The organism is Sphingobium sp. TomTYG46, assembly GCF_055396345.1.
In genome coordinates this window covers 155,882-169,431 of record NZ_AP027325.1, presented here as the reverse complement: position 1 = coordinate 169,431, position 13,550 = coordinate 155,882, and the positions used below count along the sequence as shown (strand labels likewise).

The window sequence follows — 13,550 nt, the reverse complement described above, 5'->3', positions numbered from 1 at the left end:
TTATTGTGAGCGCTACCATGACAAAGTCGTGGACGTGGTCAAGTCTTTAACAGAGGCGCTGCATCAGATCCGCGGACGACCAGTTCGTAATCAAGCTTTACATGCTGAGGCTGAGCACGCGCCAAAGGGCGCTTGGATCGCACGGCCTGGGCAAGAATTTCGATCGCAACGCTGGCCATCGCCGAAATCGGTTGGCGTATCGTGGTAAGCTCGGGCCATATTGTCGTGGCGATGGCGGTGTCGTCGAACCCGCAAACGGTGAGATCGCTCGGCACATCCAATCCGCGCTGGTGCGCGGCGCTAACCACACCCGCCGCCATGTCATCATTGGCTGCGAAGATGGCACTGGGCGGCGATGTGATGTCGAGCAGCGTGGCTGCTCCGGAAAGCCCGCCTCGATAGGTGAAATTTCCCTGCGCGACCAACTCCTTCTCCGGCTTGATCCCCGCCAAATGCAGAGCGCGTTCATAGCCTTGTCGCCGCAGATGACTGGCGGTTTGGTTGGGGTCGCCTGCGACGAAACCGATACGGCGATGTCCGCGCGCCAAGATATGCTGAGTCATCGTGAACGCCGCTTCCTCATCATCTATGAGCACGGCGTGAGACGAAGGCGCTGGCTGTCCGGATGCAACCTGAGCGGCCGCGAGACCGCATTTTTGCAGAGCGCTGAGCAGTTCTGCGTCGTCGCAGAGCGGCGGCGGTAATAACACCGCATCGACCCTGTGTGCGACAAGTCTGGCAGCGAGCATGACGGGCTTTTCCAGCGGGTCAATTTTATCGACGATCAGTTCGACGTCATTCTCTCGGGCAGAGCCGAGGCTTCCGAGAAGAAATTCGCTTAGATAGGCGGCGCTGGGGTTGCCGTATAGCAAGACGATGCGGCATTGCCGTGCCCCGGCCAAAGCCCGTGCTGCAGCATTCGGGACATAACCCAAGGCGGCAATGGCCACTTCGACCTTTTTGCGAGTCGTGTCCGTCACCCGTTGATCGTGGTTGATGACGCGGGACACGGTCATTGGGGACACGCCCGCCGCGCAGGCGACATCAGCAACCGTGGGTCCTTCGGTTCTGCGACGCGAACCTCTTTTGGCGACCATCTTCTGCATTTCCCCTTTTGCATCGCCTATTCGGAAGGGAGAGGTTGAGCAAGCCTCTTGCATGATGAAGTATGTTAGCGCTACCTACGCAGGCTAGGAGAGGGTTTAGCGAGATGTTTCTCGGCATAGATATTGGCACATCGGGCGTTAAAGCCGTGATAGCCGCGCAGGATGGCAAAGTGCTGGCGACTGGGAATGCGCCGTTAGATGTATCACGGCCTTTCCCTTTATGGTCTGAGCAAGATCCCGAGGACTGGTGGCAGGCAACCGAAGCCGCCATTCTTGCGCTGCCGGATGACTTGCGCGCACGGGTACAGGGAATCGGGCTCGCCGGACAGATGCATGGCGCGACGCTGCTGGGTGCGGATCATAAGCCGCTTCGTCCCGCCATCCTGTGGAATGATGGACGCAGCTTTCAATTATGCCGAAAGCTAGAGGAGGAGATTCCGGCATCGCGCGCGATTACGGGGAATCTTGCCATGCCAGGCTTCACCGCGCCAAAGTTGATGTGGGTGAGGGAGCATGAGCCTGAAATTTTCGATCGGGTCCACAAGGTGCTGCTGCCCAAGGATTATGTGCGCCTTTGCATGACCGGCGAGATGGCGTCCGATCTGTCGGATAGCGCCGGGACATTGTGGCTTGATGTGGGGGCACGCGACTGGAGCGACGTTATGCTGGCCGCCACCGGGCTTTCGCGGCAGCACATGCCTGTCCTTTTCGAGGGCAATGGGATCACGGGCGTGTTGCGTCCCGAGGTGGCCGCGCGGTGGGGCATGGGCGCCGTACCGGTGGCAGCTGGGGGGGGCGACAACGCAGCGGGCGCCGCTGGCATTGGAGTGGTCAACGAAGGGGACGCGCTGCTGTCGCTTGGCACTTCAGGCGTTATTTTCGTCGCTACAAGCGCCTTTCGGCCGAACCCCGATGGAGCGGTACATGCCTTCTGCCACTGCCTGCCAGCGACGTGGCACCAGATGAGCGTACATTTGTCCGCGGCGTCCTGCATCGACTGGGGCGTGAAGGCGGTAGGGGCGGACGGCCCCGCCGGTTTCTTCGCGTTGGCGCAAGAGGCTGGCAGCGGAGTGGGGCCTGAACTGTTTTTACCGTATCTTTCGGGCGAGCGTACGCCACACAATGACTCGCATATTCGCGGCGCTGTGCTGGGCATCGACAATGAAACGGATCGAAGGCGCATTGCAGCGGCCGTTCTGGAAGGCGTGGCCTTTGCGCATGCGGACGGTATCGCTGTACTGCGCCAAGCGGGTACAACGATCGAGGAGCTTGCGGTCATCGGCGGCGGCGCGCGATCGCGCTATTGGGGTTCGATCATCTCAGCCGCACTGAACGTGCGCCTGGCCTATTTGGAAGGTGGAGAAGTGGGGCCTGCGCTGGGGGCGGCCAAACTTGCCCACATGGCCGTGACCGGAGCAAGCGCCGCTGAAGCTTGTACCCGCCCATCTATTTCGGACGTCATAGAGCCCGATGCGGCGCTCGCCGATCGTCTCGCACCGCGGCTTGCCCGTTTCAGAGCGGCCTATTTGGCCCTCAAGTCTTTGTAAGGAGAAATTCGTGTCCGCCAGTTATTTCGCTGAATTCCCGACCATCGGCTATGAAGGACCGGAAAGCGCCAACGACCTTGCCTACCGCTGGTACGACAAGGATCGTGTCATATTGGGCAAGCGCATGGAAGACCATCTGCGCTTCGCCGTGTGTTTCTGGCACAGCTTCTGCTGGCCGGGGAGCGATGTTTTCGGCGGCGGCACCTTCCGGCGCCCCTGGCATGCAGGTGCCAACGACGCGTCGGCGGCGCGATCGAAACGAGAGGCAGCGCTTTCTTTCATCGAAAAGCTCGACGTGCCCTTCTACTGCTTCCACGATGTCGATGTGATGGCGGATGCCGACACGATCGGCGATTTTCGCAAAAGTTTTGCCGAGGCGGTTGATCATCTGGAGCAACTGCAGGCCCTGCATGGCCGCAAACTGTTGTGGGGCACGGCCAACCTGTTCAGCCATCCCCGCTATATGGCGGGCGCGGCAACCAATCCGGATCCCGAAGTATACGCCTGGGCCGCGAGCCAGGTCCGAGACGCGTTGGAAGCTACCCATCGTTTGGGCGGAGCCAACTATGTATTGTGGGGCGGTCGCGAAGGTTATGATACGATCCTCAATACGGAAATCAGCATTGAGCAGGAAAATTTCGGCCGTTTCTTGAGCCTGGTCGTCGATCATAAACATCGCATTGGCTTCAAAGGAACGATCCTGATTGAGCCCAAGCCGCACGAGCCGACCAAGCATCAATATGATTTCGATACTCAGACCGTTTATGGCTTCTTGAAGCGCTTCGGCCTGGAAGGCGAAGTTCGCGTGAACATTGAGGCGAACCACGCCACGTTATCAGGCCACACATTTGAGCATGAAATCGCCATGGCACGGGCGCTTGGCCTCTTTGGATCGATCGATGCAAACCGCGGCGATCACCAAAATGGATGGGACACGGACCAATTTCCCAATTCGGTCGAGGAACTGACCCTGGCCATGCTGGAGATTATCCGTGCGGGAGGCTTCAACGACGGGGGGTTCAATTTCGACGCAAAGGTGCGGAGGCAGAGCGTAGACGCGGTCGATCTTTTCCACGGCCACATTGGCGGGATCGACACGGTCGCGCATGCGCTCATCAAGGCGGCGGCGATCATCGAGGATGGCCGCGTCGACGCGTTCCGTGCGGAACGCTATTCTGGCTGGAAGGAAGATTTAGGCCGGGCCGTTCATTCCAATAATGCGACGCTCGCTTCGATCGCCGACATTGCGGTTTCCCGCGATCTGGCGCCGCAGTCGCGATCGGGCCGCCAGGAGTGGCTGGAAAATATGGTGAACCGCTTCTGATGGAGATCCGAGCAGGCGATTACCGCCTTTTGTTGGAGCCGGAACGTGGCGGCTCGATCTTGGCGTTCGAGTGGCGGGGTGAAGCGTTGCTGCGCCCAGCCTGCGGTCCTACAATATTGGACGTCGCCTGTTTTCCGTTAGTGCCCTTTTCAAACCGGATCGCCTTTGGCCGCTTCCAGGCCAATGGGCGCGAAGTGCAGTTGAGACCGAACTTCCCCGGTTCAGACCATCCGCATACACTGCATGGATTTGGATGGTTGGCGTCTTGGACTGTCGAACACTCTGATGCGAACAGCGTTACGCTTGGCCATCACTATTTGGGAGGGGAATGGCCCTGGCCATATTATGCCGAGCAGCAGTTTGAACTAACCGAGGAAGGGCTAACGATCGGGCTGAAAATAATAAATCATGGTCAAAGCCTGATGCCCGCAGGGCTGGGATTTCATCCTTATTTCCCTCGGGATTGCAACACGGTCTATTATGGGCTGCATCATGGCGAGTGGCGAAATGATGGAGACTGTCTCCCGCAAGACTTGGATCTTAGAGAGTGGGCAATTGATTGGTGGGGCGGCCGCAACGTGGAAGAGCGCCGAGTGGATACTGTTTACACGAACCGGCAGGGGATCTTGTCAGTTACATGGCCTTCCCGGAATTTGTCGCTCGTAATCCAACCAGGAGATGCGCTGCCTCACACGGTAGTCTATACGCCGGAGGGGCAGAATTTTATCTGCGTCGAGCCAGTTAGCCACGCGACTAACGCTCTCAACTCTTCACCTGATGACGTCAAATGGCTAAAACCGGAGGAGAGCTTTGCAGTGGTAACGTCGTTTCGCGCCACTAGGAACAGAAGCAAGCCCTATTCTCAGGGCTCGGCGCTAGGCAAACTGCATGGATAAGCGAAAATGGCTATCAGCCCGTCGATCCTCTGTTTTTGTTGGCAAATAGCAACACCCAGAAAAAAATCTCCGGCCCAGTTTACTTTTGCACTTCGTTGCGTCAGGTTTCTTCCGTCACACAAAAAAGGGGAATCAACGAGAAGCTAACGTTACGCTTCGATTATAAAGATAGCGCTACCAAAGCCTGTCCCAAGAGGCGTAAGCGTCAAGTGCAACGCTGCGCTTAGATACGTCATAGCGACAGCGGTTTCTCAGGTCATGTGCGGCGACACAGCAATATTGGTTAGGTTTGGGCTTTTTCGGGTGAAGCTGAAAAACGGTGCTTTCGGCAAAGCTCAGCCAAACATGAAAAGTTAGTTCGAACAATCTATGGGGAGAGGATGATGCAAAGGAATTTGCGTAAACACACATTATCGCTATTGCTCGCAACCGGCGCAGCTTGCGGCCTGTCGGCGCCCGTCTGGGCTCAGGAAGCGAATGGCAACGTTTCGACAGGGGCTAATCAATCCAGCGCCGAAATCGTCGTGACCGCCACACGCCGGGCCGAGTCGTTGCAGAATGTTCCGATGAGCATCAACGTCGCGACAGGCGATCAGATCGAACGCCTTAAAATTTTCGATGTCAAAGATGTGCAGCAGCTTGCTCCAGGCCTTGAACTGCGCAACGACAATGGTCGTGCGAACTCCGCAACTCTGCGTGGCGTAAACTTCGACCCTGACCAGGGGACCGGACCGGCAGTTGATCTTTACTTCAACGAAGTTCCAATCGATGCGCAAACGGCTTTCACTGCTATTTACGACATTGATCAGATCGAAGTCTTGCGCGGACCGCAGGGCGGCCTGCGCGGCCGTACGGCTCCATCGGGTGCCATTACCATTCGGACTCGCCGCGCGAACCTCAATAAGATCGAGGGCTATGTACAGGGCAGTGCGACCGAAGATGCCGGCTACAACGTACAGGGCGGCGTATCGCTGCCGGTAATCGAGGACAAGCTTGCCATACGCGCCTCGATGCTGGTCGATGGCAACCGGTTGAACCAGGTGCGCAACATCGTTCGTGGCGACCGTTCGCAAAGTCGTACCGAAAGCGCCCGGCTGTCGGTTGCGTTTCAGCCGACGGACGGCTTCGACATCAACGTGATGTATCAGTATTTGAATGCTGATAATATTCTGTACCCGCAGGTCTTTGGTGCAGGCAATCCTGTAATCGGCAATCCGCCGGTCGCATTGGATGATCGCTATACATTGGCAGAAGGGCGCAGCCGCTTCATCAACAATAGCCATCTGCTCACCCTGGATGCGAAATATGATCTGGGTCCAGTCACGCTGTCATTCGTCGGCGGACATCAGGAGACCAAGCTCACCCAATATGGGGAGTTTGACGCGGGGAATGCGATCCACAACTATGCGCCGACGCAGATCACACGTACGCCCTACAATGTCGACTCGGGTGAACTACGGTTGATGTCCAACAATGATGGCTTCTTCAACTGGACGATTGGTGGTACTTACAGCAAGAATACCGGCAATGTGACAGTCGATAAACCGTTGGATTACATTCCCAGCGTACCCGGTGTCCCTGTCCCTGTGGCTCCTATTTTTCCTGTCCCCGGCCTGATCGACATTCCTGTTAGTGGTGAAAGCTACTCTGTGGCCGGCAGCGTTCGGCTCCAGCCTACTGACAAGCTGACCTTTGAAGCGGCGGGCCGTTATTCCGTTATCAGCGGAAAGCAGTTCGCGACCATCTCCATTCCGGGAGCGGGAACATTCCCGATTGTAGATTTCGAGAAGAAATCGCATCCATTCACTGGATCTGCCACGCTGACTTACAAAGCTACCCCGGATCTCACCGTCTACGGAGCGTATGGGCGTTCATTCCGTGCCCCGACGGCAGGCGTCGGCGTACCGCAAAATGTCAGTCAGGATCTGGCAATCAGCAAAGCGGAGCATGCCGATACTTTTGAAGTGGGCTTTAAGTCAGCCTTTTTTGACCGTCGCTTGTCGCTCGACGTTGCCGCCTTCTACCAGAAGTTCGATAACTTCATCTCCCGCTTCACTGGCATAGCTACTGATCAGGGAAGCCAGCCCTTTCCTGGCTTCTTCGCTGGACCGCCGGATGGCACCGTCGACACCAATGCTGATTATAATTATAACGGCAAAGCTACGGTCAAGGGCGTCGAGGCAACGCTCGCGGGGCGGCCGACGGACAATTGGGACGTCTCAGTCAGCATGTCGTACGTGAAGGCGCGTTATAAAAATGCGCTCCTGCCGTGCAACACGGTGGATCCGGTGACCAATCAGTCCATCGTTGTTCCCAATCCGGCATTCGGCGGAGTCAACAACGTCAGCTATTGTCAGCGCAACTCGCGTCTTGCGGACGTGCCTGATTTCAGCCTCACTGCGAACAGCGAATACCGCTTCGGAACTGGGCCGATCCAGCCGTTCATTCGTGGCCTGATCACCTATCGCCCGAGCGTTTATTCTCATAATCAGCAGTATCGTTATCCTCATCGCGAACTCATCAACCTGTTCGTCGGTTTGCGAGGTGGAGATACGAACAAGTGGGAAGTATCGGCTTTTGTCCGCAACCTGCTGAATCAGAACAAGGTCACTAACATCAGCATCAACAATGCCACTATCACCGGGAACAACGTCCTGGGCGGCCCTGGTGTGATCTTCGATTCAGGATATCGCTCTGTGAACCTCACCAATCCACGGGAGTTCGGTATCTCCGGGTCGTTCCGTTTCTAAACTCTCCACTCCCGCCAGCGTTATGCGCTGGCGGGCCTTTTTGTACTTCGACGCTGGAAAAATCGTTGGCGCGTGAATATAATGGTACGGTTCTGTTTACTTTCCCTTTCTTCCTGTTGTAAGATTTTCACATGACGATCCGCTCACTAGGTTGCGGGGCGCCTGTGACTTTTTAAACGGAGGATTCCTTGGCTGACCGGCTCGCCATTACGCGGCGCATGTTCATCGCTTCAACCGCTCTGGCGATGCCAGTTACGGCCATGGCCGACGTTGCGGGCAAGCCTCGATATCGCGACGCGAAAGCTCCCATAGAAGATCGCGTACGCGATTTGTTGAGCCGGATGACTTTGGAAGAAAAAGCCGCGCAGATGCGGTCGATCGCCTACACAAAATCGCTGTTTCTAGAGGGCGACCTATTTTCGCCGGAGAAGGCCAAGCAGGTCTTCGTGAACGGCATCGGTCAGATCGGCAACCCGAGTGACACCAACGGAACCACGCGTGTAGCCAAGGACAATTACCGTTCACCTGGAGAGACGATCGACCTCGTCAACGCTATTCAACGACATTTGGTCGAGAACACGCGTCTGGGCATTCCCGCACTGTTCCATGAGGAGACGGCTCATGGCCTTAAGGCAAGGGACGCGACGATCTTCCCAATTCCTTTGGGCCTGGGCAGTACGTGGGACCCAGCTTTGGTGCAACAGGCTTATGAACTTGCAGGGCGCGAGGCTCGGATGCGGGGCGCAACGGTTGCGCTTAGTCCCGTCCTCGACCTCGCCCGTGATCCACGATTTGGCCGTGTGGAGGAGTTTTTCAGCGAAGATCCCTATCTGGTGAGTCAAATGGGTATCGCGTCCGTGCGTGGCCAGCAGGGGACACGCCCCCTGGCGGCGGACAAGGTATTCGTGACGCTCAAGCATTTCATCCACGGGGCGCCCGAGGGTGGGCTTAATACCGCGCCCGCCGACATGAGTGAGCGGACGCTGCGCGAAAATTTCCTCGTGCCCTTTGCCCAGGTGATCAAGAAAACCGACCCGGCTGTCATCATGCCGTCCTATAACGAGCTTGAGGGCGTTCCCTCACATGCCAGTTATGAACTGCTCCAGCGCACGGGCCGAGAGCGATTGGGTTTTCGCGGCGCCTATTTCAGCGACTATGGCGGCATCACCAATCTCGTCACCCAACATTATATGGCAGCGAATGATGACGAGGCTGCGGTGATGGCGGTACATGCGGGCGTCGATGCTGAATTGCCTGAGGGCCAGGCCTACGCCCGTTTACCCGAATTGGTGCGGTCCGGTCGCATCCCCGAAGCGAGTCTGGATGTAGCTGTTTCCCGCATTCTGGCGTTGAAATTTGAAGCTGGTCTGTTCGAGAATCCCTATGTCAGCAAACCGCGCGCGCTGCGCCAGGTCAATGCGCCGGCGAGTAAGGCGCTTGCCCGCAAAGTCGCGCAGAAATCGATAGTGCTCCTCAAGAATGACGGCCTATTGCCAATCAATACCGCCAGGCCGCAAAGGATTGCGGTGATCGGACCCAATGCGGTCGAGCCGTTGTTTGGTGGATATTCCTCGGTGAACGCTCAAGCCGTGGGGATTTTGGAGGGTGTGAAAGCGGCTGCTGGTCCGGCGGTATCCGTCGAACATGCTGAAGGTGTTCAGATCATCAAGCCTGACCCAACAGGCCAGCATTTGCCGGCTCGCGCTGCCCGGTACCCCGATCCTGCTGAGAATGCCGCGCGCATCACTCAGGCTGTGGAGGTTGCAAAGCGGGCGGACGTAATACTGCTCGTCGTTGGCGACGTTCCGGAAATTACGCGAGAAGCGATTCATGGAGGTGCGCCGGGCGATCGCAACACCCTCAACCTCTTTGGCGATCAGGATGCGCTGGTCGAAGCCATGATCGCGACTGGGAAACCCATAATCGCCTTGTTGATCAATGGACGCCCTCTTTCGGTCAATCGCTTGGCTGAGAAGGCCAATGCTTTGATCGAGGGCTGGTACCTTGGACAGGAAGGCGGGAACGCGTTCGCCGATGTGCTGTTTGGGAAGATCAACCCGGGCGGGAAGCTGCCGGTCACTTTCCCGCGCTCGGTCGGTGACCTGCCGATGTTCTACAATCAGCATCCATCGGCCAAGACCGGCAAGCGCTATGTTGAGAACAAAATAGCGCCACTATTCCCGTTCGGCTATGGCCTCAGCTACACAACATTCGACATTTCCGCGCCTCGCCTCGCAAAATCCACGATCGCAATCGGGGAGACGGCCATAGTGGAAGTGGATGTCACCAACAGCGGTCCCAGAACAGGCGATGAGGTAGTCCAGCTCTATGTCCGTGACGATGTAAGCTCCGTGCCGCGCCCGGTTTTGGAACTGCGGGGGTTTGAACGTGTGACATTGAAGCCCGGCGAGAAACGCACGGTAAAGTTCAGTCTTGATTCCGATAGCCTGGCCTTCTGGAACATCGATATGGCCTATGTCGTCGAAGCGGGAACTTTCACCATCCACGCGGGGTCCAGTTCAGCCAGCCTGAAATCGGCAAAGTTGACGGTCGTTTGATCGGCGAAATTGGAGAGGGCGCCGTAACGCGGCTGCCTGAGGAGTAAAAATGATGTGGGACCGCCGAGAAATCATCGGGGCCGGTGCGGCAGCTTTGGCAGCTTCTGCTGTGGCCAGGCCGGCGTTTGGGCAAATTGCTACCGAGCATGTCGAGATTGATCTGCGCCGTGACGTGGGTGCGCTTGATCATATCTGGTCCCGTTGCGCCGGATCGGATCGTGCTTCCGTAACGCTGCGCGAAAGTTGGCGCCACGATCTCGAGCGTTTCCATAATGAAACGGGGCTTGAGCGCGTACGTTTCCACGGCATCTTCAACGATGATATGGGTGTCTGGCCTGGCGGCATGAACGGCAAGGACCCCAACTTCCAGAATGTCGATGATGTCTATGACGGCGTTCTGGCCAGAGGTGTCCAGCCCTTTGTCGAATTGAGCTTCATGCCCAAGAAGCTCGCCAGCGCGAATAAGAAGCTCAATTTCACCTATGACGCGAACATCAGTCCACCGGCCTCTCCAGAGGCGTGGGGCGCCTTCATTCAGGTTTTCGTGCGTCACTTGCTGGACCGTTACGGGGCCTCTGCCGTGCGCCAATGGTATTTCGAGGTTTGGAATGAGCCCAATCTCAACTGGTTCTTCAGCGGAACGCAGGCCGATTATTTCGCCATGTACAAAGCCGCAGCACGGGCAATCAAGGAAGTTGATCCCAAGCTGCGCGTTGGCGGGCCATCTTCTGCGGCGGCGCAGTGGATTCCGGAATTCCTGGGCTTCTGTGCGCAGGAAAATCTGCCTGTCGATTTCGTGTCAACGCACATCTATGCCGGGGACGATCAGAAGGAACTGTTCGGCGAGGCCAATCGCTATTCACATAAGGACGTGATTCCGGCGGCCATGGCCAAGGTCAGGAGCCAGATCGACGCGACGCGATACAAGGATGCCGAACTATGGTTGTCCGAATGGTCGTCAGACAGCCCGGCGATGATTGCGCATATCATCAGCAGTTGCCTGCCCTACTGCCATGCCATGGCGCAATGGTGCATCAGCAATGTGTTTGAGGAAATCAACTTCCCCAACTTCATCCTTAAGGAAGGTGATGGTGGATGGGGCATGCTGGCCCAACGCGGCATCGCGCGGCCGGCTTTCAATAGCTACAAATTGTTGCACCGGCTCGGCCAGCGCCGGCTGGCAGCGACGGGGCCTACTCTGGCCAGCAGGACGCGAAACGGGGCAGCGGCATTGGTGTGGAACCTGGCCGAGGTGAAGCAGCCTGCAGGCATTCCAGGCATGAGCAACCAGCGGATCGTCACGGGCGAGCGTAAAAAAATCGAGGTCAGGCTCAAGGGAGCCGCTCCGGGCAAGAGCGTGCAAGTCAGCTATGTCGATCAGGAGAGGGGTTCGCCTCTTCCCAAATGGCGCGAGCTGGGTTCGCCGCAATATCCCAAAAAGGACCAGATCGAGCAGATTCGCCGATCGGCCGAACTAGCTCCGCCGGAAACGCGGCGCCTGGATGGGCAGGGCGTCCTGACGCTGGACTTGCCGCCTGAAGGTTTGGCCCTGATCGAATTGACGGCCTGATCTGCTGGTTCGGAAAATGCGGAAAAACAAAAATGAATAGAGCATGGTTCGATCCGGTCTGATCGGACGATGCTCGGGGTACAGGCCGTCCATCGACCTTGGAAGGCTTGCTGCTCAAGCGATGTGTTCATAAGTGGATATGCCTAACGAAAACGGGACATGCGGGTGAAGGAAGCGGAGAAATGCGGTTCAAGGGGAGGCGCAGAATTTGATTCCGGAAGCGCGCCCGCTAGACGCATGGGACGCCCGCCGAATAAAAAGGCTGGCGAGATCGAAGAGGCTATTTTATCGGCCGCGAAGGAATTGTTCCTTTCGGTCGGTTACGAAGCCACGTCGATGGAAGCCGTGGCGCAAGCCGCAGGGGTTTCAAAAAGAACCCTATATATTCGGCATTCGACCAAGGATGCATTGATGAAGGCAGTCGTCGAAGATCGTGTTCGAACATGGTCTGACGAAGCCAGCAGACGTAATAGCGACATACCAGAAGAGTTTCCGGAAAGTCTGCGGCGACACGCGCAAACCTTTACCCATATGCTCGCCAGTCCTGAAGTTCAGAAATTTAGCCAGTTAATTGCAACAACAGCGCACCGATTTCCTGAAATTGCTGAAACATTCTATCAGGTAGGCTATAACTACGAAGTCGAATTTCTGACCGAGGAAATAATAAGAGGTACGCGGAATGATCCTGTACCTCCAAAAAACCCGAGGCGAACGGCCGTACAATTGTTGAGCATGATACAGGGGTGGCGCAGGACCGAGGAAACGGTACGGACCATCAGTCCAGCCGAGGCAGCGGAATTTGCTTCACAAGCCGTAGATGTTCTGCTGCGCGGCAGGGAAGGTTGGTAATGCCTTAAACGGCATGAGCAAGATTGGCCGGATATTCATACCCCGCCTGCCGAATAGAGCATAATCCGATCACATTGAATCGGATTATGCTCTATCTATCTTTTGTTTTCTGCTTTCTCCGAGCCAGAAGACGACTTCATCTGTTTCGAAAACGCTTTAGCTTTACTTAGCCTTCAGCTTGGCAAGATCTGCGTCGATTTCGGTAAGCACCTTGTCGGTGATCTGATCGGGCGAATATTGTTGGATATCCTTCAGCGTCATCGACCGGGCCATATCGACCTGCTCGTTGGTGGTCATGCCAGGAACATGCCTTTCCAGAATAGCCTTTGCCGCAGGATCGTCCAGCAGCGTGCCGATTTCCGTCGTCGAGCTTGAATAAGCCGTTTGAGCGAAAGCGGGGAGGGGGGTCATAGCCAGGACTGTCACGGCTAGAATCAATTGCTTCATCATCCAACTCTCCATCAACGAATGGCAGAACATCTAACAGCAACTCGAAAAAATGCAACGAGACTGTTTACTTGTGTGTGGATGTATGAGTATGCCTTGCTCGCTGCTGAACGACACTAATCTCGTGGGAGAGAGACGGCCGAAGCGATGATGGCTAGGGGTAGAAAAAATGTGCGCCGCGTCCTTGGATTCTTGGCCGGGGCTCTCATCCTGGCGGTGGTCGGACTGTCATTGATGTTCATGCTTGCCGTGGGGCCAGGCAATTTCGGTCGACTGATGTTAGGCATCACCAAGCCTAGGAATATCCGCATGGGTGAGGATCATCCGGTGGTCTGGACGCATTGCGTGCTCGACGGGCGTGCCTCTATTCCGCGCTGGGCCATGCCGCATCCACCTATCAGGAGCCGCAGCATCGCGATATGATCACTGGCGCGATCGCCTGGGCGGCCGGACTGGAAGGACCGCGCTGCACCGGCGGCAAGGAAATCAGCTCGTAAAGAGCG

At 56.8% G+C, this 13,550-nt stretch carries 10 protein-coding genes; 8 read left to right on the top strand and 2 right to left on the bottom strand.

What is annotated here, in order from left to right; all coding sequences use genetic code 11:
- Positions 1 to 38: 38 nt before the first annotated feature.
- Positions 39 to 1,097 carry a LacI family DNA-binding transcriptional regulator gene (locus ACZ5YV_RS14155; RefSeq protein WP_464789714.1) on the bottom strand — a complete coding sequence of 353 codons (1,059 nt, stop codon included), beginning with the start codon at positions 1,095 to 1,097 and terminating at the stop codon, positions 39 to 41.
- Between the two features lie 113 nt (positions 1,098 to 1,210).
- Here ACZ5YV_RS14155 and xylB point away from each other — a divergent pair, with 113 nt between their 5' ends.
- The 7 genes from xylB to ACZ5YV_RS14120 all read left to right on the top strand — a co-directional run bounded on the left by xylB (position 1,211) and on the right by ACZ5YV_RS14120 (position 12,600).
- Complete coding sequence (gene xylB, locus ACZ5YV_RS14150; RefSeq protein ID WP_464789713.1) at positions 1,211 to 2,653, top strand: xylulokinase; 1,443 nt, start codon at positions 1,211 to 1,213, stop codon at positions 2,651 to 2,653.
- Between the two features lie 10 nt (positions 2,654 to 2,663).
- The gene (xylA, locus tag ACZ5YV_RS14145; protein ID WP_464789712.1) at positions 2,664 to 3,977 is read left to right on the top strand and encodes a xylose isomerase; all 1,314 of its coding nucleotides are present in this window, start codon (positions 2,664 to 2,666) and stop codon (positions 3,975 to 3,977) included.
- Entirely contained in the window at positions 3,947 to 4,873 is a 927-nt protein-coding gene (locus tag ACZ5YV_RS14140; protein WP_464789711.1) for an aldose 1-epimerase, read from the top strand. The genes xylA and ACZ5YV_RS14140 overlap by 31 nt, the downstream gene beginning before the upstream one ends.
- 380 nt (positions 4,874 to 5,253) lie before the next feature.
- On the top strand, positions 5,254 to 7,623 hold the full coding sequence (locus ACZ5YV_RS14135) for a TonB-dependent receptor (protein ID WP_464789710.1): 2,370 nt from the start codon (positions 5,254 to 5,256) through the stop codon (positions 7,621 to 7,623).
- Positions 7,624 to 7,811: 188 nt separating this feature from the next.
- A complete protein-coding gene (locus ACZ5YV_RS14130) occupies positions 7,812 to 10,181 on the top strand; it encodes a glycoside hydrolase family 3 N-terminal domain-containing protein (protein WP_464789709.1) in 2,370 nt (789 codons plus the stop codon).
- Between the two features lie 109 nt (positions 10,182 to 10,290).
- Positions 10,291 to 11,751, top strand: coding sequence for a GH39 family glycosyl hydrolase (locus ACZ5YV_RS14125; protein WP_464789708.1), 1,461 nt, complete (start codon positions 10,291 to 10,293; stop codon positions 11,749 to 11,751).
- 159 nt (positions 11,752 to 11,910) lie between these two features.
- A complete protein-coding gene (locus tag ACZ5YV_RS14120; protein ID WP_464789707.1) occupies positions 11,911 to 12,600 on the top strand; it encodes a TetR/AcrR family transcriptional regulator in 690 nt (229 codons plus the stop codon).
- Positions 12,601 to 12,762: 162 nt separating this feature from the next.
- Here the strand turns inward: ACZ5YV_RS14120 and ACZ5YV_RS14115 are convergent, their stop codons facing one another.
- Entirely contained in the window at positions 12,763 to 13,050 is a 288-nt protein-coding gene (locus ACZ5YV_RS14115) for a hypothetical protein (RefSeq protein ID WP_464789706.1), read from the bottom strand.
- Between the two features lie 338 nt (positions 13,051 to 13,388).
- On the opposite strand from ACZ5YV_RS14115, the gene ACZ5YV_RS14110 reads away from it, so the two are divergent.
- Positions 13,389 to 13,544 (top strand): hypothetical protein, encoded by a 156-nt coding sequence (locus ACZ5YV_RS14110; RefSeq protein ID WP_464789705.1) that lies wholly within the window; start codon positions 13,389 to 13,391, stop codon positions 13,542 to 13,544.
- Positions 13,545 to 13,550: the final 6 nt, after the last annotated feature.

What these genes read in the sequence shown, in the direction of transcription:
- ACZ5YV_RS14155 (WP_464789714.1), bottom strand. Translation starts at nt 1,097, where the DNA reads ATGGTCGCCAAAAGAGGTTCGCGTCGCAGAACCGAAGGACCCACGGTT.
- xylB (WP_464789713.1), top strand. Translation starts at nt 1,211, where the DNA reads ATGTTTCTCGGCATAGATATTGGCACATCGGGCGTTAAAGCCGTGATA.
- ACZ5YV_RS14135 (WP_464789710.1), top strand. Translation starts at nt 5,254, where the DNA reads ATGATGCAAAGGAATTTGCGTAAACACACATTATCGCTATTGCTCGCA.
- ACZ5YV_RS14120 (WP_464789707.1), top strand. Translation starts at nt 11,911, where the DNA reads ATGCGGGTGAAGGAAGCGGAGAAATGCGGTTCAAGGGGAGGCGCAGAA.
- ACZ5YV_RS14115 (WP_464789706.1), bottom strand. Translation starts at nt 13,050, where the DNA reads ATGATGAAGCAATTGATTCTAGCCGTGACAGTCCTGGCTATGACCCCC.